26 protein-coding genes are annotated in these 18,933 nt (G+C 42.7%); 4 read left to right on the top strand and 22 right to left on the bottom strand.

Annotated elements, in window-relative coordinates; translation table 11 throughout:
- Positions 1-23: 23 nt before the first annotated feature.
- The 10 genes from H7J92_RS16265 to H7J92_RS16220 form a co-directional block, all read right to left on the bottom strand.
- Positions 24-911, bottom strand: a complete 888-nt coding sequence (locus H7J92_RS16265) for a CAP domain-containing protein (protein ID WP_050804620.1) — start codon at positions 909-911, stop codon at positions 24-26.
- 179 nt (positions 912-1,090) lie between these two features.
- Positions 1,091-1,993: a CobW family GTP-binding protein gene (locus tag H7J92_RS16260; protein ID WP_009496623.1), complete on the bottom strand. Its 903-nt coding sequence runs from the start codon at positions 1,991-1,993 to the stop codon at positions 1,091-1,093.
- 74 nt (positions 1,994-2,067) lie between these two features.
- Positions 2,068-3,567, bottom strand: coding sequence for a lmo1851 family serine protease (locus H7J92_RS16255; protein ID WP_221837991.1), 1,500 nt, complete (start codon positions 3,565-3,567; stop codon positions 2,068-2,070).
- A 106-nt stretch (positions 3,568-3,673) separates the two neighbouring features.
- Positions 3,674-4,378: a purine-nucleoside phosphorylase gene (gene deoD / locus H7J92_RS16250; protein ID WP_009496621.1), complete on the bottom strand. Its 705-nt coding sequence runs from the start codon at positions 4,376-4,378 to the stop codon at positions 3,674-3,676.
- Between the two features lie 78 nt (positions 4,379-4,456).
- Positions 4,457-4,681 (bottom strand): YozE family protein, encoded by a 225-nt coding sequence (locus H7J92_RS16245; RefSeq protein WP_078816650.1) that lies wholly within the window; start codon positions 4,679-4,681, stop codon positions 4,457-4,459.
- On the bottom strand, positions 4,681-5,106 hold the full coding sequence (msrB, locus tag H7J92_RS16240; protein WP_009499536.1) for a peptide-methionine (R)-S-oxide reductase MsrB: 426 nt from the start codon (positions 5,104-5,106) through the stop codon (positions 4,681-4,683). The genes H7J92_RS16245 and msrB overlap by 1 nt, the downstream gene beginning before the upstream one ends.
- A complete protein-coding gene (gene msrA / locus H7J92_RS16235; protein WP_221837989.1) occupies positions 5,103-5,633 on the bottom strand; it encodes a peptide-methionine (S)-S-oxide reductase MsrA in 531 nt (176 codons plus the stop codon). Before msrA ends, msrB begins: the two co-directional genes overlap by 4 nt.
- A gap of 13 nt (positions 5,634-5,646) precedes the next feature.
- The gene (locus H7J92_RS16230; RefSeq protein ID WP_078816652.1) at positions 5,647-6,219 is read right to left on the bottom strand and encodes a YpmS family protein; all 573 of its coding nucleotides are present in this window, start codon (positions 6,217-6,219) and stop codon (positions 5,647-5,649) included.
- Between the two features lie 7 nt (positions 6,220-6,226).
- Positions 6,227-7,030: an SGNH/GDSL hydrolase family protein gene (locus tag H7J92_RS16225; protein ID WP_040758095.1), complete on the bottom strand. Its 804-nt coding sequence runs from the start codon at positions 7,028-7,030 to the stop codon at positions 6,227-6,229.
- 31 nt (positions 7,031-7,061) lie between these two features.
- Positions 7,062-7,898: a DegV family protein gene (locus H7J92_RS16220; protein ID WP_009496616.1), complete on the bottom strand. Its 837-nt coding sequence runs from the start codon at positions 7,896-7,898 to the stop codon at positions 7,062-7,064.
- Positions 7,899-7,980: 82 nt separating this feature from the next.
- On the opposite strand from H7J92_RS16220, the gene trhA reads away from it, so the two are divergent.
- A complete protein-coding gene (trhA, locus tag H7J92_RS16215; protein WP_009496615.1) occupies positions 7,981-8,616 on the top strand; it encodes a PAQR family membrane homeostasis protein TrhA in 636 nt (211 codons plus the stop codon).
- Between the two features lie 8 nt (positions 8,617-8,624).
- On the opposite strand, the gene H7J92_RS16210 is transcribed toward trhA, so the two are convergent.
- From H7J92_RS16210 to H7J92_RS16185, 6 genes are all read right to left on the bottom strand, one after another.
- Entirely contained in the window at positions 8,625-9,107 is a 483-nt protein-coding gene (locus H7J92_RS16210; protein WP_221837986.1) for a dihydrofolate reductase, read from the bottom strand.
- A gap of 14 nt (positions 9,108-9,121) precedes the next feature.
- Positions 9,122-10,063, bottom strand: a complete 942-nt coding sequence (locus H7J92_RS16205; RefSeq protein WP_078816654.1) for a thymidylate synthase — start codon at positions 10,061-10,063, stop codon at positions 9,122-9,124.
- 264 nt (positions 10,064-10,327) lie between these two features.
- Complete coding sequence (locus tag H7J92_RS16200) at positions 10,328-10,465, bottom strand: hypothetical protein (RefSeq protein WP_009496612.1); 138 nt, start codon at positions 10,463-10,465, stop codon at positions 10,328-10,330.
- Between the two features lie 134 nt (positions 10,466-10,599).
- Positions 10,600-11,196: a YpjP family protein gene (locus tag H7J92_RS16195; protein ID WP_221837984.1), complete on the bottom strand. Its 597-nt coding sequence runs from the start codon at positions 11,194-11,196 to the stop codon at positions 10,600-10,602.
- Between the two features lie 646 nt (positions 11,197-11,842).
- A complete protein-coding gene (locus tag H7J92_RS16190) occupies positions 11,843-12,622 on the bottom strand; it encodes a class I SAM-dependent methyltransferase (RefSeq protein ID WP_221837981.1) in 780 nt (259 codons plus the stop codon).
- Positions 12,619-13,050, bottom strand: coding sequence for a BrxA/BrxB family bacilliredoxin (locus H7J92_RS16185; protein WP_009496609.1), 432 nt, complete (start codon positions 13,048-13,050; stop codon positions 12,619-12,621). Before H7J92_RS16185 ends, H7J92_RS16190 begins: the two co-directional genes overlap by 4 nt.
- Before the next feature lie 245 nt (positions 13,051-13,295).
- On the opposite strand from H7J92_RS16185, the gene H7J92_RS16180 reads away from it, so the two are divergent.
- Positions 13,296-13,406, top strand: coding sequence for a putative holin-like toxin (locus tag H7J92_RS16180; RefSeq protein ID WP_245799415.1), 111 nt, complete (start codon positions 13,296-13,298; stop codon positions 13,404-13,406).
- Between the two features lie 702 nt (positions 13,407-14,108).
- Here H7J92_RS16180 and H7J92_RS16175 read toward each other — a convergent pair.
- The 5 genes from H7J92_RS16175 to H7J92_RS16155 form a co-directional block, all read right to left on the bottom strand.
- Positions 14,109-14,300: a pilus assembly protein PilO gene (locus H7J92_RS16175; protein WP_221837979.1), complete on the bottom strand. Its 192-nt coding sequence runs from the start codon at positions 14,298-14,300 to the stop codon at positions 14,109-14,111.
- 13 nt (positions 14,301-14,313) lie between these two features.
- Positions 14,314-14,889, bottom strand: a complete 576-nt coding sequence (locus H7J92_RS16170; protein WP_221837977.1) for an ATP-binding protein — start codon at positions 14,887-14,889, stop codon at positions 14,314-14,316.
- A 6-nt stretch (positions 14,890-14,895) separates the two neighbouring features.
- Positions 14,896-15,168, bottom strand: a complete 273-nt coding sequence (locus H7J92_RS16165; RefSeq protein ID WP_221837975.1) for a hypothetical protein — start codon at positions 15,166-15,168, stop codon at positions 14,896-14,898.
- Positions 15,169-15,179: 11 nt separating this feature from the next.
- A complete protein-coding gene (locus H7J92_RS16160) occupies positions 15,180-16,004 on the bottom strand; it encodes a DnaD domain-containing protein (RefSeq protein WP_221837973.1) in 825 nt (274 codons plus the stop codon).
- 217 nt (positions 16,005-16,221) lie between these two features.
- Entirely contained in the window at positions 16,222-16,485 is a 264-nt protein-coding gene (locus H7J92_RS16155) for a hypothetical protein (protein ID WP_221837969.1), read from the bottom strand.
- Between the two features lie 100 nt (positions 16,486-16,585).
- Between H7J92_RS16155 and H7J92_RS16150 the strand changes: the two genes are divergently transcribed.
- Positions 16,586-17,599 (top strand): DUF1646 family protein, encoded by a 1,014-nt coding sequence (locus H7J92_RS16150; RefSeq protein WP_221837966.1) that lies wholly within the window; start codon positions 16,586-16,588, stop codon positions 17,597-17,599.
- Between the two features lie 151 nt (positions 17,600-17,750).
- Here the strand turns inward: H7J92_RS16150 and H7J92_RS16145 are convergent, their stop codons facing one another.
- Complete coding sequence (locus H7J92_RS16145; protein ID WP_221837964.1) at positions 17,751-18,194, bottom strand: GNAT family N-acetyltransferase; 444 nt, start codon at positions 18,192-18,194, stop codon at positions 17,751-17,753.
- 163 nt (positions 18,195-18,357) lie between these two features.
- Between H7J92_RS16145 and H7J92_RS16140 the strand changes: the two genes are divergently transcribed.
- Positions 18,358-18,819, top strand: a complete 462-nt coding sequence (locus tag H7J92_RS16140; RefSeq protein WP_078816660.1) for an Lrp/AsnC family transcriptional regulator — start codon at positions 18,358-18,360, stop codon at positions 18,817-18,819.
- Positions 18,820-18,933 lie beyond the last annotated feature (114 nt).

Raw genomic sequence — 18,933 nt, 5'->3', positions numbered from 1 at the left:
AATATTCTCCATCGTCCTACCGCTTATTTTTGAATGAATTGTTGTGTCCAGTAATTTCCGTTCGCATCATAACCGATTCCAATATGAGTGAACTCTGGTGTCAAGATATTTTGTCTGTGACCTGCTGAGTTCATCCAAGCTGTTACGACTTCTTGTGCGTTCCGTTGACCCTGTGCAATATTCTCAGCTGCCTTACGGTATGTGATGCCATTCATCTTCATTTGATCAAATGGTGAGCCATATGTAGGGCTTGTGTGTGAGAAATAATTGTTCTTGGCCATGTCTGCTGATTTTTGTTTAGCAGACTTCTGAAGAGTTGCGTCAAATTGCAATGGTTTTAGACCTGCTTTTGCTCGTTCAGCATTTGTTAGATCTAGAACTGCTTGTTCTTCAGCAGACACATTTGCAGTCGGCTTTTGCTGTTCAGGCTTTTCAGCTGTTGGCGGTGTGCTAGGCTGCTGTGGTTTTTCAGCCGGTGTGCTTGGCTGTTGTGGTGTTTCCACTGGTTTGCTCGGTTGTTCCGGCTTCTCTACTGGTTTACTAGGCTGTTCAGGCTTTTCAACTGGTTCGCTCGGTTGTTCCGGCTTCTCTACCGGCTTACTAGGCTGTTCTGGCTTTTCCACTGGTTTGCTCGGTTGTTCCGGCTTCTCTACCGGCTTACTAGGCTGTTCTGGCTTCTCTACTGGTTTATTCGGTTGCTGTGGCTTCTCTACTGGCTTCTGAATCTCGTTGTTCAAGATGCTACAATACTTATCCCAGAAATTAGAGAATATCCCCTTATCTTGTCCTTGGAGTATATTCCACGTGTACGTTTGGCTGATGTGGACAGTTTTGATCGTGCTTGCCTCCGCTGAATGGTTAGGCAATAAAATAGCTGAGCTTAATAAGATGATTGTCAATGGTTTTTTCATCTTCATACCTCCTCTTCTACGAAACTTATCATAACGTTTTAGAAAAGAAGAAAATATGACGGAAATTGCCAACTCGCCCAATACAATCTACAAACCTATGAGACAAGAGCCTCAGCTTCCTTATAATTGGAAGATATGCCCTTCCATGAAGACTATTGGCAGCGAAAAGCTATTGACAACTACTTTTCAGGCGGATATTCGATGCTTGAAAGCTGCTCACCTATGATGACAAGTTTTGAAGGAATTTGCATATATTCAGGTATCCAATTGACCATTCCATACGCATATTGGAACAAGTGTGAGTATCTGGAGCCTTCTAATTGGATATAGCCCTTCATCCGATATACGGTGTCTGGCAAGGAACGCACCCAATCTTCAAAATGCTCTTGATTAATCGGTTTCTCAAAAGACAGTACCTTCGAAGCGAGTGGAAGGCCGCTGCCTGTACTGACGGCATGTTTCGGAGCAGAGGCGGCATCCACCATCTTCTCGATATAGCTAAAATCGATTTTCGCATTCGTTGTTTGTACGAGAGGAGCAAAGCTATTGAATTGTGTCACTTGCATCGTTACAGATGCCAATTGATCCGCTGTTAGTAAATCTGCTTTATTCAGCAGCATGAAATGAGCATGTCGGACCTGTTCCAAGAATAATGCGAGCATACGCGGAGAAAGCTTATCACGATCCAGCCAGCGCATGGCGTCTACGACCGTGATAATACCCTTCACATCTAATTGGTCGGCGAATAAGGGTGAATAGACGGCATCTAACGCCTCTACCGGATGGGCAGCGCCTGTCGTCTCAATGAACAGCACGTCAACGTTTGGATAGTCAGTCAATAGACTTTGCAGTTGTGCTTCCGTCGATTCAGCACCTGTACAGCAAATACAGCCATTCAGCAACTCTTTTAACGGCACTTCCTTTTTCTCTTCAACGATTTGACTGTCTATATTCAATTCGCCGAATTCATTCATCAGAACAGCAGGCTGCCTCCCTTGTTTGTTTACTTGGTCAATCAATTGAACAAGCAAGGAAGTTTTTCCACTGCCGAGAAATCCACTCAATAAATATACATCGATCATAAACCTCTATCCCTTCTATAGAAGAAACGCGTCCAAACAAGGCTGGACGCGTTTTCTTGTCCGTATTAAACGGATTATGATTTTACTTTCTTCAGGACGACTTCTTTTGCCTTTTGCAATTGAGGATCGTCTTCTTTCATCTTATCCCGTAATTTTTGCATTAAGCCTATCGTCGAATCACCAGTCAGTATGCCTGTTTGTTCGAGTGAAAGGTCTTTCTGCAATGCTTTAACAGCTTGTGCAGTGTTTGCGTCATACAGTCCGTCCGTTTCCCCAGGATGGTATCCTACTACTTCAAGCATCTCTTCAGCTGCTTGAACCGCAGGAGATACCATGCCTTCCTTCATTTCTTCAGAGGCATCTAGGAACGGAAGTGATGCATAAGGAGGGTATGGCACTTTAACATCGGGCTCAATCCCTTTTTTATGAATCCAATTGCCGTCCGGCGTCAACCATTTGGCTGTCGTCAACTTTAGATTGGAACCATCTTGCAGCTGTGTCGGTGTCTGCACAGTCCCTTTACCGAACGTCTTGATACCGACAATCGGAATATGAGCCGATTCTTTCAATGCACCTGCTAAAATTTCAGAAGCCGACGCACTGCCATCGTCCACGATCAACGTGACAGGCACATCAATTTTCTGACCGCCTGACGCCGGGAAAATCTCTGCCGGTCGACCCTTTTCTTGTGTCTGGAATAAAGCTTTCCCTTCTTCTACAAATAGATCAGAAATATCGATAGCGGCACTCAACACACCACCTGGATTTTGACGTACGTCGATCAGGACACCTTTCATCCCTTTTTCCGTCATTTCATTTAAAGATTCCAGTAATTCTTGATACGTATTTTCAGAGAAGGACGTAATGTTAATATGTGCAATATTGTCATCCAGCATTTCGGCATATACCGTATGAACGGGGATGACATCTCGTACGATTTTCACCTCGAACGGCTCTGCGGCTGTCCCACGTCGGACCGATAATGTGACCGTTGACCCTTTTTCCCCGCGAATTAACAGTACAGCTTCCGAAGAGGACATACCTTGGATACTTTTTCCGTCTACCGAAAGGATGGTATCATTCGGCAATAGCCCGACTTTTTCTGCAGGCGAATTCTTAATAGGAGATACAATGCTGATATAGCCATTGGACTCTTGAATTTCTGCGCCGATTCCTTCAAAACTGGATGATATACTCTCATTCAGCTGCTTCGCTTCCTTTTCGTTCAAGTAGTCGGAATAAGGATCTCCTAACGCATCGACCATACCGTTGATTGCTCCGTCCAGTATGACTTGTTCGTCGACCTCATCGAAATAACTTTGTTTCAGTTGATCATACGCATCGAAAAGCTTTTTAAATTCTTTTCGTTCACTTCCCACTTGTTGGGGTTTGACGACCTCTACGACTTTATCATCACCGACTGTTAATGCGAAGAATGTAACCGCTGCTGTCGCCAGTACAAGGGCAAAGATGAGCATGATCAGCGAAAACGGCTTAATCCGGATATACCGGCTAGGTTCGGGTTTCTTTTCCGGCTCTACCTCTCCGTTTTCTTTTGAATCGTTCTCGTTCATCGTCTTCCCTACTTTCTAAACTCCCATGAAAAGAACCGCTGTCTAGAGCGGTCTTTGTTCAAAGGTTCTTTATGTGCAGCTATTCCGCTGTTTAAAATACTGTGTATTATTCAGCGATTGCTGCTTCTAGTGCTACTTCGATCATGTCATTGAATGTTAATTGGCGTTCTTCAGGCGTAGTGATTTCGCCTGTAAGGATATGATCACTAACCGTAAGCACAGCAAGCGCTTGACGGCCAAAACGAGCAGCTAACGTGTAAAGTGCAGCGGCTTCCATTTCTACAGCCAATACACCATGACGTGCTAATTTTTCATGCTGTGCGTCTTCATTATAGAAGAAGTCTTCTGTGAAAACATTCCCCACTTGCAAATGTAGACCTTTTTCTTTCCCTGCATGGAATGCTTTCAATAAAAGATCGAAATTTGCGATCGGAGCATAACGGATGGGACCGAACGTTGTATCGTTTAACGATGAATTCGTTGTCGCAGCCTGTGCTAAAATCACATCGCGAACTTTTACGTCCTTTTGGATGGCACCGCATGTACCCACACGAATCAATTTCTGCACATCAAACTCCTGCATTAACTCTGTTGCGTAAATAGAAATAGAAGGAACGCCCATACCTGTTCCCTGCACTGAAACGCGTTTTCCTTTGTATGTACCTGTATACCCGAACATGTTTCGTACTTCATTGTACTGAACAACATCTTCTAAAAACGTTTCCGCAATATACTTTGCACGCAGTGGATCTCCAGGAAGAAGAATCGTGTCGGCGATATCGCCTTTTTTCGCATTAATATGTATGCTCATGTCTTTTTCAGCCTCATTTCGCTATTTTAATTTTATCATACAGTGATTAAAGGCGAGATGCAATGAAGACCTCGCCATTTATCTGCTGCATACGTCTTGATAGATTGCGTACAGTTCATCAAAGGTAGTGGAGCTTAAATCGTGATCGGCTTGATCCTCGACATAACGTGACAACGTATCGAATTCCTCTTCATTTTTTGGAAAACTCGGATCACGAAACATCTTTTCTGCAAACATCGCCTTCACATCGTCTTTTCCACCGCCACGATACCTCAACGCAAAATGATAAAAGGATCGATCCATCACGTAAATAGCCCTTTATACTCTCCGTAGCCCTCTTTCTCCAAATCGGAGACAGGAACGAAACGCATAGCTGCAGAATTGATGCAATAGCGCAGTCCGCCTTGATCAGCTGGACCATCCGGGAAGACATGTCCCAAATGAGAATCTGCCGTTTTGCTGCGGACCTCTGTACGGCGCATCCCATGAGTGGTATCAAAGTGCTCCGTCACTTCAGACGCTTCAATTGGCTTCGAAAAGCTTGGCCAACCACAGCCCGCATCGAATTTATCATGGGAACTGAACAACGGTTTGCCTGAAACGACATCCACGTATAGACCTTCTTCATAATGTGCGTCAAATTCATTTTGGAAGGGCGGCTCTGTCCCGCTTTCCTGCGTTACATAATACTGCATATCCGTCAATCGGTTTCTCAAGTCCTCTTTCATGATGGATCCCCCCAATGCTTTTCAATAAACCCTGCTCGTCCTGATCCTACGGTGTAACGTTCATAATGCCCAGGGTTCTTTTCATAATATTGCTGATGATATTCCTCAGCTGGGTAAAATGGATGCGCCGGTAAAATGTCTGTGACAATTGGCAAGTCAAACTTCCCACTCGCCTGCAGCTCTGCTTTAGATTCTTCAGCCTCTTTTTGCTGTTCAGGTGAATGTGTATAGATTGCAGATTTGTAGGACTCGCCGCGGTCGTAAAACTGTCCGCCTGCATCAGTAGGATCAATCACTTGCCAGAAAATATTCAATAATTCTTTATACGAGATGATGTCATCATCAAATTCAATCTTCACTGCTTCGCGGTGTCCTGTCGTGTTCGAGCAGACTTCTTCATACGTCGGATTGACTGTATGTCCTCCTGTATAGCCTGAAGTAACAGAATGTACGCCTTCGTATAGGTCGAACGGTTTGACCATGCACCAAAAACAACCACCTGCAAATGTTGCGTATTGTGTCGCCATCTATGTTGCCTCCTTAATTTTTCGGAATCAATACTTCCAATATAATCTCATCTTCAGCTAAATTCACTTCTTTTGCTTTCACTTTAACGTCACCGGAGATCGGCAAATCTTGCAAATCAATGAAAATTTCTTCTTCTTTCGGCCGAACGATCATCCATGGAGGAAATTCGACAGAGTTTTTCAATAGCTTTAATACAGTCGAAGGAGGAATATTCAAATCCCCTAATTCCATAGACGATTGCTTCAGGATTAAGTTTCCATCTTCCCGCACGATCGGGTCAAAGTGCATGGCAAGTGGCAACGTATAGGAAAACACGGTTAGTTCTGACGTCAGCAGTACATCATCACGCATTTCCAACTCAACAGGTAATGCGCCTTTGACCGCTTTCCGAATGTACGTATTCGCAATGCCTTCGAAATTTTCCTTCGTCGTATTTAATTCCAGCGAATATCCTGCCTTCGAGGAAGCGTTTGATTCAGGAAGAGGAGGTGAAGATGCGGTATTGCCGATTACTATGATCAGCCCGACGATCGATGCTGCGATTAATCCTGCAAGGCTGAAGAATGCTATTTTCCAATAATTCATTAGTTGCTCACTCCACTTCCAAATCAATTGCTGAACATTTCTTCATTTCATCCACAAATCGTTTTCCCATCAAATCATAGCCTTTACTGTTTGGATGGAAGAAGTCTGTATGATAAACCATATTTGTATTCGAATTAAATAAATCTTTAACAGGAATGAAACAAGCTGCTCCGTCTTTCCGTACTTGTTCTTCCAATGAAGCATTCCAATCATCGACAATCTCCTCAAATTCCTGCACTTCATCCGTAACGACAGAAAATGGATTGTATAGACCGGCTACAATGATCGGTGCATTTGGATTGAGCAAACGGATCAACTGAAATAACTCTTCCATTCTATTTTCAAATTTACCAAGTTCCTTATAAAAATCGGAAAGCTTCATTTTCATGAAATTCCCTTTGACTACTTTCATCAAATCATTGCCGCCAATTGTAAAAACGATATAGTCGGCTTGCACGATTGCTTCTTGCACGTCGGTATCTTCCAGCTGATCTAACAGCTGATCGCTTCTCTTTCCTCGCTTTGCTAAATTCACAGCATCTACTTCCATTATCCCTTTCCATTGTTCCATCTCTGTTGTTAAGCGTCCGAAATAACCGCCTTCTTTACGTTCATCCCCTACCCCTTGTGTCAATGAATCTCCTAAACCGAGTACGTTGACCCGCTTTGGAACAAAATATTCCGGTATTGAGAAAGGTTCGAAGAGAACTGGTTCTCTTTCTGGCAAAGCCGTTTCTTTTTGGCTAAATGGTGCTTGGCACCCGGATAAAAACAATGAGAAGACGAACAGGAATAAAACCATTCTTCTCATAAACTCTATCTTCCCCTTTGTTTTGATAGTGTTACTCTGTGTAAAACATAAAACCAATCGCGCCTTCGCCCGTGTGGGTACTGACAATTGGCGTTGTAAATGTAAGCTTTACTTGAATACCCATTTCTTCAATCGTTTTTTTCAAAGGTTCGGCCATCAATAGTCCATTCGCATGGGCGATGCCAACGCTACGAATTACTTTCCCCGCAGTCTCTTTTTTAAACTCATTCAATAAATACGTGACGACTTGTTTGTGACTGCGTACTTTCGCGACAGGGGTATAAACGCCATCTTTCAATGTAGCGATCGGTTTAATGTTCATTAATGATCCGAACATCGCTTTCCCCTTGCCGATCCGGCCGCCTTTTACTAGATTATCCAGTACGTCCACCACTACATATAGTGAAGAACGTTTACGAACGCTGTCAAGCCCGTTCACAATTTCTTGGACAGATTTCCCTTCTTCCACCATACGGCATGCTTCGAGTACTTGAAACGTCAGGGCATGTGAAATGTACATGGAATCAATGACCGTAACGTCTGCAGAAGAAGCCTGGGCCGCCGCTTGGGCAGATTTCACTGTGCCGCTCATCCCGCCCGTCATGTGGATCGAGATAATTTGAGAGCCGTCCGCTCCTAGTTCATCGTATAATTTTTGAAAGACACCGACAGCGGGTTGTGAACTCTTTGGAAGTTCTTTTGACTCTCGCATGAGGTCTAAAAATTGGTCGGGCTGAAGTTCTACTCCATCCACAAAAGATTGATCGTTAATTTGGATAGTCAAAGGTACAACGTGAATTTCGTGTTTTTCTATGAGTTCTTTAGTGAGATCAGCGGTAGAATCCGTGACTATGTGTATTTTTTTCATGTTTATGGTCTCCTTCGCGTACTGTGAAATGCGATTTTCTGTTCATTTTTTGCTATAGTGAGGTTTGAGGAGTTGTTGCTTTTTGTCAGATGCATTTGATTTCAAGAATTTTTCGGAAGAACGTTGGAATGCGATTACCCACGCAATCGGTTTCTTGCTCAGCATACCTGCGCTGGTCTTTCTGATATTGGCAGGTATAGAGCGCGGAACCGCGATAGCCGTTGTTAGTTTCACGATTTTCGGGGTCTCTATGCTGTTGCTTTTCTTAATGAGCACGTTACTACATAGTATGCCCATTAAAGTGAAAGAGTTTTTCTCGATTTTGGATCACTCCGCCATTTATGTCTTAATCGCGGGAACTTATACGCCCTTCTTGCTCGTAACATTAAAAGGGGCTCTCGGCTGGACATTGTTCGGCATTATCTGGGGACTTACGATATTAGGGATCTTGTTCAAAATCTTTTTCATTCACCGTTTTGAGAAAGCCTCACTGGCGCTTTATATCGTCATGGGCTGGCTGATCATTATTGCGATCAAGCCATTGTATGAACAACTTCCGCCCGCAGGCTTTTGGCTGCTCGTAATTGGGGGAGTTCTCTACACATTCGGTTCTGTTTTTTATGCGTGGCGGCGCCTGCCGTACAATCATGCAATTTGGCATTTATTCGTCATTGCCGGCAGCGCAGCCATGTATTTTAGCGTCCTTCTGTATGTATAAGAGGGGCGCTATTCTTTTTTGTCCCAAATTTGATAGACATATGCTGTGCGGTCTTCTGCATATTGTACGTCGGACTCACTGGTCAGCTGCCAGCCTTCTTTATATTCAGGGAAGAACGTGTCGCCTGGATAGGAATTTTCAATAACGGTGATATACAGTCGATCCGCCAAGCCCATTGCCATATCAAAAATCTGTGCTCCTCCAATGATGACTACTTCTTCGGAGTATTCTTTAGCTTTTTGGATAGCTGTTTGCAGTTCATGCACGACCGTAATACCTTCTGCTTCATATGATTCATTCCGAGTGACAATAATATTCAAACGTCCAGGTAACGGACGCCCGATCGATTCAAATGTTTTACGCCCCATAACGATCGCTTTACCCATCGTCATCTTTTTAAAATAAGCCAATTCTTCAGGAATATGCCAGGGCATTTGGTTGTCTTTTCCTATGACGCGCTGTACGTCATGTGCAACTAGTAGTGAAATCAAAATTTTTCTCCTCCTTACACAGCAATGGGTGCAGTGATTTTCGGGTGCGGATCGTAGCCTTCTATCGTAATGTCTTCTACGTTTAAGTCGAAGATGGAACGACCTGCGTAATTGACGTTGAGTTTCGGCAAGTCTCTAGGCTCTCTCGATAGCTGCTCCTGTACTTGCGTCAGATGGTTTTGATAGATGTGGGCGTCTCCGAGTGTGTGAACGAACTCACCCACTTCCAGACCGCATTCATGGGCAATCAAATGAATCAATAACGCATATGAAGCAATATTGAAAGGTACACCTAGGAAGACATCTGCACTTCGTTGATAGAGCTGGCAAGATAATTTTCCATCCGCCACGTAAAATTGAAACAGTAGGTGGCAAGGAGGCAACGCCATCTCATCCACTTCCGCCGGATTCCAAGCCGTGACGATATGGCGACGTGAATCAGGATTGGTTTTGATACTTTCGATGACTTGAGCCAATTGGTCAATGACACCGTGGTCTGTATCCCACGCCCGCCATTGTTTGCCATAGACAGGACCTAAATCGCCATACTTCCTTGCAAAATCTTCATCTGCGAGAATCTTTTCTTTGAATGCAGCAAGTTCAGCTTTGTACGTTTTCGCAAATTGCTCATCTTCCACTACACGATGCCCGAAATCCGTCATATCCGGCCCTGTATATGCATCGCTCTCTACATATCGTTCAAATGCCCATTCATCCCAAATTCCATTGCGGTCTTGGATAAGCGTCCGAATATTCGTATCGCCTTTCAAAAACCATAATAACTCGGAGACGATCAGACGAAATGCTGTTCGTTTGGTCGTCAATAAAGGAAAGCCTTTGGCTAAATCGAAGCGCATTTGGTAACCGAAAACGCTGTATGTCCCCGTACCGGTCCGATCTCCTTTTTTCGTTCCTGTTTCCAGAATATGTTGACAAAGATTTAAATATTGCTTCATTTTCAGACTCCTTTTTTCAAGCAACTGCTTCTAAATTACATACAGTATAGCATTATTTTAGTCATGACCCTACCAATGACATTTTTAAAATCGAGAACAAAAAAACACCTCTTTAGATGGCGAATTACGAAAGCCATTTTGGAGGTGTGTTTTTGAACAGAATTTTGGTGGTGTTTATACTGTTTGGTTGTATATAAACACAATATTTGTACGCTCACATCAAGTGGATCGCATTGAATCCGCTTTTTATTTACTTCTCTCTTGTCACGTACCTACATCATTTTCTCCGTTGTCCTCTGTCAGCGGATCTTCTACTTTGAAATTATCTTTGTCATTGTCTTCTCCACAAGCACTTAACAACAATACTGCCGCCAATGGCAATGCTAAAAATTTCCCTTTCATTTTGGCACCTCCAATGATTTATAGTACGTAGAGTTATTATCTTCTCTCCGGAATAGTAATTTATTCATTGTTTTTGTTGCCATAAAATAACAAAATAAAAAACACCCGTTTTCACAACGAGTGTTTCAACATTTTTAAGACAACCATTTCGGCGGTGTGTTTTTCGACCAATAAATGTCGCCCAATGTATGATGAGCTGTGAACCCATCGTCAGCCGTATGATAATGGAAATTGTAAAAGTACCCATCAAGAGGACGTTTCTCGGTGCGAACGTGGAAACGGATAACGTCCTGTCCCGCCATTTTATCATGCACATGGAAAATCTTTTCTGCGTAATCGCCGGAAGGCTGTTCTGTGATCGCAAGACGACGTTCTGCTGCATTATGTATAGTGGTCTGTATCACTGCTTCGATTCTAGGGAAAATCTCCGAATCAAATTCATCTTGAATCACCGGACCGATGCGCTGACCGAATTTTTCATAAGACAGCGAACGCGCGTGATCGAGCAGTTGGTCTTCTTCTGAATGAATCGGATAATCAGGTGTAGATAAAAATTCCGTAGGCGAGTCGTCGAGTTCAATTGAATAGTGCGAATCTCCAGTTGTAGAATCCATTTCATTTGGCTCGTCCTTCGGCTGAAAGTTCGACCAAATTTCATGATTGGACGTAATGGCCCCAAGCGTCAAGACTGCGACCGATGCGATCATAAATCGCTGCAACCATTGTTTCATGCTACCACTCCCTTCAACATTTCGTCATACATCCTAGTAACTCATACGAAAAAGCCGACAAAAGGTTTCTTCTTTCTCCAATTCATTGTACAATAAAGTCAAACTTCAATCATTCTTTTCACAAAAAGTTCGTTGATTGCAAGTTAAGCGGAATTCAACCAACCAACACGCAGGATAAAGGAGGTCGCACGAATGGACGTTAACTTCCTACTAGGAATCGGAATGCTCGTTTTGACATTATACTTAAGTTCCTTAAACTTCACTCACTGATCAAAAGTGAAAGACGCCGTCTAGTCTCGACAGGCACTGGAGGTCTTAAAAATAAAGGCGCTCTTTGCCTTTATCTTTAAGACAGAAGTGTCCCGAGAGACTGGCGCCTGCAGCTGGATGGTACAAAAGCGAAAGATGCCGTCTAGCCTCGACAGGCGAAACGCAAAAAAGACTGTACAAGCCAAGAATTCGGCCTGTGCAGTCTTTTTTTATGGAAAGAAGTTGTTACGCTCGCACTACGGTTGTTTTGGTGCGGTGTGGTGCGAGTTACGAGCGTTTGTGGTAGAATTTCGCTCGGTACAAAGCAGTTTGGTGCGGCTCTGTCTTGGATTGGTGCGGTGCGGTGCGGACGAGTTTTCGTTCGGTTCTCCGTCACTCACTTCTCCAGCACGCCATAATGCACTTTCGTATGCAGACGAATTTGCTGAGTGAAGCCAAAACGTTCGAACATTGGTGACTGGTAATGGTCTTTCAATACCACGCGTCGCTTGCACACTCTTAAAGCCTCAGCTACCCACTCTTCCGACAAACGATACATAGCGCCTATTTCACGCAAACTCTCAAAATTGGAAGATTCCTCAATGGGTGTTGTAAACATCGGATCTAAAAACACCACGTCACGCGAACTTGTCGGACACTGCTTCAAAAACTGAACAGCTTCCGAATGAATGACTTCAATCCGTTCCATTGATTCCTTCAACAAAGGAAAATCAATCGGAAAACTGCGTAATCCAGTCGCAGCCAAAAAAGCGATTACCTTATCTGCTTCGATTCCTACGACCATCCCATTCGGACCTACGCTACTAGCCGCGATGATGGCATCCGATCCAAGACCCAACGTACAATCCAAAAAAGAATCTCCCGCCATTAACTCTGCTGCTTCAATTAAAGGATCTAGTTCACCTTTCAACAGACGCTTCAATCGATACGTAGCAGAATTCGGATGAAAAAAGAATGGCTCCGACATCCCGCGTCTGTAAAACGAATAGCGGTCCTTCCCAGCCACCAAGACGTCCGATTGATAGACGTCTTGCAACTTGGACACGGACCGCTTTTTTCGTTCGACAACAGGAGCATCCAAACAATCCTCGGCATATTTCAATAAAGCAGCAGATTGTTCATCAGGTCGGCCGGCAGTCGTAATAATCACGTTCACTGACTAACAACATTCGTCAACACATCGACGAGGTGATCTTTGATTTGTTCTTTTTGAAAGTTCTCAATTTGTTCACGTGGAATGAAGTATGCTAATTTCCCATCATTCCAGATCGCAACAGATGGTGAACTTGGCGGCACTTCAGGGAAATGCGAACGCATAGCTTCCGTCGCTTCTTTATCCTGTCCAGCAAATACGGTCAATAAATGATCCGGTTTTACTTCCGCAACTGCTTCGCGAACCGCGGGACGCGCTAAACCTGCTGCACAACCGCAGACCGAGTTGATCACAATGACTGCAGAACCTTTTAAGTCCTGTAATGTATGTTCCACATCTTCAGCTGTCGTTAATTCCGTAAAGCCCGATTGTACTAACTCTTCGCGCATGGGCTGTACAATGCCCCTCATGTACTCATCGTATGCGTTCATTAAAAATCTCCGCCTCTCTTTAATCGATTACGTTTCTATCTTATCGTGTTCAGTGGAGATTTTCATCTTATCTACTCTTTTGTTGCTTTTATAGTAAATTAAATTCGGAATGGTTTCTTAATCAACAGAAGGCGAACATATGGTCTATTTATGTTTCTTTTCACTCTTAGGAATGGTATAATTGAATGGTAGACGACATATAGCGGATGGGCGGTTGGCACTCCCTTGAGAAAGGGGGTGTTAAAATGGTGACATACGAAGCAATGAACATGCTATTCCAATTTGGAATGTTTCTCGCAGCAATAGTAACAGCAGTTGTAGCGATGATTGCTCTATTCATCAACAGAAAAAAGTAACCACCCTCCGCTTATGACTAGGAAAGCTGAGTGGTTACTTTTTGTAACACCTTAAGACTTTTACTGGCCAACCGCACTTCATGCGGATGTCAGCTACAAAGACCGGGTGTTAGCGCACCTGGTCTTTTTTAGTATATGTTTATCATACCATGTCCATTCGTTTTCTGCACCTGAGTATGTTTGAAAATTAGATATAAGTGAAGGAGCTAGCATTGTTTATTCCAATTTGGAATGTTTCTCGCGGCAATGGCAACAGCCCTTGTAGCGATGGTTGCTCTATACACCAACAGAAAAAAGTAACCACCCTCCGCTGACCGGCAAGTTAGCAGGATGGTTACCTTTTGTAAAAACTCTCGTGATACTGGCCAGCCGCACTTCATGCGGATGTCAGCTGCATTGACTGGGTGTTGACGCACCCGGTCTTTTTTAATATTTGTTTATCTTACCACACTTATACGATGTCTACACTTTATTCAGCACTTGGACTTTGTTGAGCTCCCATTTACAATCAGTCAAAAAAAGCTTCGCTAACTGAATATAATTTAGGTCTGGCACCCGAGGAATCAATGACATCCAGCTCGATTAATTTCGTTAACATCTTTCGAATCGTTTTATCCGATTTCCCCATAACACGTACCAATTCCATCTAATCAGCATGAAAATAGTCATTTCATGTATAATCGACAAAAATTTCACGTTGGTTTATGAACATGGGATTTCGACACAAATCATACTTTTTTCAAACGACGCCATCCCCCTCCGCGCAACGATCGCCGCCTCTGCAATTTGCAATCTCTCCTCCAGCGCATCCATATCCGCGTTAATCTGCTGCTTATCCACCTCAGCAACAAGTAACACTGTATAAACCCCTCTACTGTTTATCCAATTAGTCATTTCCAGCACACCCCTAATATAATAATCGATCTCTATAATCATGATCCGGAGTAAATAATTCGATGGTTTCTGAATTCTCACCTATCCGAGAAACAGAACGAGCGCCGATCACCGCTTTTAGCGATTCCTTGTCGAAGTTTGTTGTGTATACGGTTGATTTACCGCGTCGCAAATCAATTAGTTTTACCCATTCACGGCTAGACCAGGAGAGTTCGTCGGCCGCTTTATTTGTTTCAACTCCGACATCATCTAACACGACTAGATCAAAGTCAGCAAATTGTTTTTCAAAACGCTCTTGCGCCACCCGATTGCCAAACGTATTTTTGATATTGTCGAAGAGCTTTCGAGATTCGATGAACGCCACTTTTCTGCCCTTATGTTTGAGTGTCCGCGCAATCGCCTTAGCGAGATGCGTTTTGCCTGTACCTGGCGTTCCTGATATCCGTAAATTCCGGATCTTACCTTCTAACAAATCTTTGATATAGTCGGTAGCTTTTCCTTTCGCCGCCGTCAATTCAGGATTCAGTTCTTCAAAATTCTTAAAGCCTGCTTTGTCATCGCTATTGATGTAATACCAATCACCATCCACGATATCCTAGCGCTTCTGAATCAATTTAGCCCCCACTTGAAGGGTATAAAATTGTTTCTGATATTCATGACAAATCGACCAAACGTCTTCTTGAAGCCGGTCACCGTCAAAGCAATATACCCATGCTTGTTTTGTATGCTGTTGACAAGCTGGACATTGAACATATTCCATACGCACTTCCGATACACTTTGCACATAATCCGGATGGATCTTAAAAAATAAATCCTCTACTTTGCGGACGTTCAGCTTCTCAAATACACTTTCAAATGCATGAACCAATACAATCCCTCCTAGAATGGCAAGTTCGAGTAATCGATTTCTTTCGGTTTGTAGTTCTCCACTGTTTTTCTCTGTCGCTCAAGGGTTTCCGACGAGGCATCGAATAACGACCGAACCTTGGCTTTTGGTTGCCCTTTGCGCGCTTTTTGCTTTTCGTCATTTTCCGCGTCGGTGATCGTTGTAAAATTTTGCGACCTCCAGCTGCGTATGATGCCGAACGAATAATTAATTTTATGCGTCGCGTTCGTCAATACAGCCTTCTTTAAAGCGAGTAATGCAAGTTCGGAATTTAGTTCGTCGCACATTTCGCCGAGAACCTGCCCAATTTGTGGGGTAAGCGGCGCGATATTGGTTTCATAAAAATTAGCGATTTCTGCAAAACCAGCGTCCACAACAGCCGAGCTTTTTTCTCTAGTCGATTTAATTCGTTCATCCGAAAGACTTTGCTGTTGTCTAACGATTTGTTTTATTTCATTTTGTTTAGGTTTACTTAATGTGGTTACGTCGTGTTCGTTTCGTGTCCGTACTGTGCTCGCTTTGTGATCGTCCTGTGTATCAAAACGTACCAGCGCATAACAACCAGCTTGATTGGCCCGACCGGATTTTGTGTAGACGATTCGTCCTGCGTTCATTAATTGCGTTCTGGATCTGTCTAGTTGTTGTCGGGATAAACAACACTTTGCTTGTAATGTTAAGTTTGCGACCGTAAATTCATCCGACCAGACAGTTTTATTGTTGATCGCCATCAGTGTGTGCCATAAAGCAATCGTCCCGCTCGATAGAGGGTTTGTGTCCAGCCAGTCATGAAACGAAACAAGTTCTTTTAAGTAGTTCATTATTTCACTACCTTTTATTGAACAGAGGGTACCTCTTTATCTGTCATATAGAATCTTTTTTGGAAAAGGATACACTGTTGTTGAAATTATTTTCTGTTTTTTTAAAAGGATACACTTTTGTTGAAATTATTTTCTGTTTTTTTAAAATGAACAATAAAATAGAGTCGAAGCTTTTTGCCTCCACTCTCGTAATTACTATTCGCCTAGTTTGCCCATCTTATTTTCCATTGCCATCTTCCTCGCAATCCTTTCGTTTCACCATCGTCTTACTTCCAGAATACAACCCGCTCGCGGACAATCCCATAATCAGCCCGCTTAACACACCGGACTTCCAATCATTCGGGAACAAATAGAACATGCCTCCGCCAATACCTAATGCCAGTGAGAAAATGGGCATCATTTTTTTTGGCAAACCATATAATTTCAGCAGCTCAATCAAGCCGATAATGACGGGAATTAATACGATATCTGTCGCTTCCATGTTCCGTCTCTCCTTTTTTTCTATCGTATGGACATTCTATGCAAAATGAGGCGGCACTTTGCATAGAGTAGTAGGAAATAATGAAAGAAAGGAGTAGCTTATGGTTGCTGGCTTGATAGTGATTCTAATGCTTGTATTGTTGTTGCCTTTTACCGTTACTCGTATAGAACGAAACTTGGAAATTTTTCTGTTTTTCATGGGCTGTGCTGCCGCATATATTAGCGGAGTGCTTCAACCCGAATTAATCATGCAGGCGCTTCGTGACCCGCTCCATATTACAATAGCAGTCGTCGCAGCGGGCATTGTATTCCGTTGGGTGCGTGTGCCGTTTGAAAAAGCCATTCTATACGGCAGCCGGCTTATCCCTTTTCGTCTGTATTTAGCTTGTATTATTATGATTTTAGGTCTCGTTTCCAGTATCATCACCGCAATTATCGCGGCACTCGTCCTCGTTGCGATTGCTTCGGTACTCCAAATGGACCGCCGCTCGGAAATTCGCTTCGTCATTTTGGCATGTTATGCGATCGGCATGGGGGCAGTGCTTACACCCATCGGAGAGCCGCTTTCAACGATTGCAACCAATAAACTGAATGAAGATTTCTATTATCTGATGAATTTGCTCGGAACGGATATCATAGCAGGGGTCTTTGTCTTCGGACTGCTGGCACTGTTCATCATCCGTCCTCGCTTAACCGTCCGCAAATCATCCGGACAAGCGGCGGAATCTTATTGGAGTATTTTGGTGAGAGGCATGAAAGTGTATGTTTTTGTCCTTGCTTTGACACTTCTCGGCGCCGGATTCGAACCGTTGATTCGTCTTTACTTACTCGATCTTCATCCACTGACGCTGTATTGGATCAATATGATTTCTGCCGTTCTCGATAATGCGACACTGGCTGCAGCGGAAATTAGTCCTTCTATGGACGAAGCGACGATTCAGGCGATTTTGCTTGGATTGCTCATTAGTGGAGGGATGCTGATACCGGGGAATATCCCGAATATCATCGCGGCAGGTAAATTGAATATACGCAGTGGTGAATGGGCGCGAGTCGGTGTGCCGCTAGGTTTGCTTGCGATGGTTGTGTATTTTGTGATTTTGCTGGCTAGGCAATGAAAAAAGACCGCTCAGTTGGCGGTCTTTTCTCTATTTGCATCCAATTAGACGAAGTCACTCCGAAGTGTTCGGTTGGGATATCGATTACATGGAATTATTGAGTTTGTTTCTCAGACAGGTACTCTATACGAATAATACATTTGAAGTTTAATTAGGACAAACCTAATTCATATTGATAAAAATGTGAGTCTCGAACGTACCCATTTCTTTCATATAGTCTTTGTGCAGAATAATTATCCGGTGCCGTACTTAAACTAATACTTTTTGCCCCTGTCTCACCAGCAAACTCTTTAGCTTTGTCTATGAGCATTTCTCCTACCCCTTGGTTCCTAGCTTCTGCATCCACATATAAGTCATTTAATATCCATACTCTTTTCATCGATATTGATGAAAATGTTGGGTAGAGTTGAGTAAATCCAACGTATCCTTGTTTATCTTTAACAACTAATATAACAGAATCCCTGCTTTCTAAACGTTTTTTTATGTAAGTCTTAGCCCCTTCTAAATCCGATGGTTGTTGATAAAACATACGATACAAATTAAATAATTTTGAAACTCCTTCTAAGTCTTCAATGGTAGCATGATATATGTTCATTTTAATTCCTCTCCCCATTCCTATATAATTTAATTTTTTCTTAATCACAAGTATATATGGTATATTATTCTGAATACATAACGATTTTAAGTTTTATTTTGAGAATACCTAAATTAAAACTTTAATAATATATATGTACTTAAAATTTTAAGGAGGAAAAAACTTGGACGAGATTGATCATAGCATTCTTATACAACTTCAAAAAAACGCTCGAATATCAATGACAGAATTAGGAAAGAAAATCGGGCTTTCAACGCCTGCAACAAATGAAAGGGTAAAAAAACTTGAAGATAAAGAAGTTATAAAAGGATATCGTGCTATCATTGACCCTGAAAAACTCAATAAAAACATAACAGCATTTATCTTATTCGATACAAAACAAGGGGGAAAATTCAAAGATTTTTGCAAAGAACAACCTATAGTAGTAGAGTGCCATCGTTTAGCCGGCCAGTTTAGTTACTTAGTAAAGGTTGTAACGGAATCAGTGAAAATACTTGAAGAATTTATTGATGCTACTTTATCTTTCGGAGAACCGACTACCTTAATAAAATTATCTTCAGTTGTAGACTATAAACCATTTACTAATGACATGGTTGTTTTAGATAGACAAAGGCATCCTGAATAGATCTATTCAGGATGCCTTTGTCATACTTAAGCTCTTTTAAGCAATGAGGAGACTATTTATATCTTTTCTTTGCATAAGACCATTGAGTTTGTTTAAACTTACGCGATTAATGAA

Origin of the sequence: Sporosarcina aquimarina (assembly GCF_019748715.1) — a bacterium.
Classification (GTDB): Bacteria; Bacillota; Bacilli; order Bacillales_A; family Planococcaceae; genus Sporosarcina; species Sporosarcina newyorkensis.
The sequence above is the reverse complement of the archived record's forward strand: the minus strand, read 5'-3'. Positions and strand labels throughout refer to the sequence as shown.

What these genes read in the sequence shown, in the direction of transcription:
- H7J92_RS16265 (WP_050804620.1), bottom strand. Translation starts at nt 911, where the DNA reads ATGAAAAAACCATTGACAATCATCTTATTAAGCTCAGCTATTTTATTG.
- H7J92_RS16175 (WP_221837979.1), bottom strand. Translation starts at nt 14,300, where the DNA reads ATGACTAATTGGATAAACAGTAGAGGGGTTTATACAGTGTTACTTGTT.
- msrB (WP_009499536.1), bottom strand. Translation starts at nt 5,106, where the DNA reads ATGAAAGAGGACTTGAGAAACCGATTGACGGATATGCAGTATTATGTA.
- deoD (WP_009496621.1), bottom strand. Translation starts at nt 4,378, where the DNA reads ATGAGCATACATATTAATGCGAAAAAAGGCGATATCGCCGACACGATT.
- H7J92_RS16160 (WP_221837973.1), bottom strand. Translation starts at nt 16,004, where the DNA reads ATGAACTACTTAAAAGAACTTGTTTCGTTTCATGACTGGCTGGACACA.
- H7J92_RS16230 (WP_078816652.1), bottom strand. Translation starts at nt 6,219, where the DNA reads ATGAATTATTGGAAAATAGCATTCTTCAGCCTTGCAGGATTAATCGCA.
- H7J92_RS16225 (WP_040758095.1), bottom strand. Translation starts at nt 7,030, where the DNA reads ATGAGAAGAATGGTTTTATTCCTGTTCGTCTTCTCATTGTTTTTATCC.
- H7J92_RS16245 (WP_078816650.1), bottom strand. Translation starts at nt 4,681, where the DNA reads ATGGATCGATCCTTTTATCATTTTGCGTTGAGGTATCGTGGCGGTGGA.
- H7J92_RS16150 (WP_221837966.1), top strand. Translation starts at nt 16,586, where the DNA reads ATGGTTGCTGGCTTGATAGTGATTCTAATGCTTGTATTGTTGTTGCCT.
- H7J92_RS16205 (WP_078816654.1), bottom strand. Translation starts at nt 10,063, where the DNA reads ATGAAGCAATATTTAAATCTTTGTCAACATATTCTGGAAACAGGAACG.
- H7J92_RS16185 (WP_009496609.1), bottom strand. Translation starts at nt 13,050, where the DNA reads ATGAACGCATACGATGAGTACATGAGGGGCATTGTACAGCCCATGCGC.
- H7J92_RS16255 (WP_221837991.1), bottom strand. Translation starts at nt 3,567, where the DNA reads ATGAACGAGAACGATTCAAAAGAAAACGGAGAGGTAGAGCCGGAAAAG.
- H7J92_RS16200 (WP_009496612.1), bottom strand. Translation starts at nt 10,465, where the DNA reads ATGAAAGGGAAATTTTTAGCATTGCCATTGGCGGCAGTATTGTTGTTA.
- H7J92_RS16155 (WP_221837969.1), bottom strand. Translation starts at nt 16,485, where the DNA reads ATGGAAGCGACAGATATCGTATTAATTCCCGTCATTATCGGCTTGATT.
- msrA (WP_221837989.1), bottom strand. Translation starts at nt 5,633, where the DNA reads ATGGCGACACAATACGCAACATTTGCAGGTGGTTGTTTTTGGTGCATG.
- H7J92_RS16220 (WP_009496616.1), bottom strand. Translation starts at nt 7,898, where the DNA reads ATGAAAAAAATACACATAGTCACGGATTCTACCGCTGATCTCACTAAA.
- H7J92_RS16145 (WP_221837964.1), bottom strand. Translation starts at nt 18,194, where the DNA reads ATGAACATATATCATGCTACCATTGAAGACTTAGAAGGAGTTTCAAAA.
- H7J92_RS16180 (WP_245799415.1), top strand. Translation starts at nt 13,296, where the DNA reads ATGGTGACATACGAAGCAATGAACATGCTATTCCAATTTGGAATGTTT.
- H7J92_RS16195 (WP_221837984.1), bottom strand. Translation starts at nt 11,196, where the DNA reads ATGAAACAATGGTTGCAGCGATTTATGATCGCATCGGTCGCAGTCTTG.
- H7J92_RS16260 (WP_009496623.1), bottom strand. Translation starts at nt 1,993, where the DNA reads ATGATCGATGTATATTTATTGAGTGGATTTCTCGGCAGTGGAAAAACT.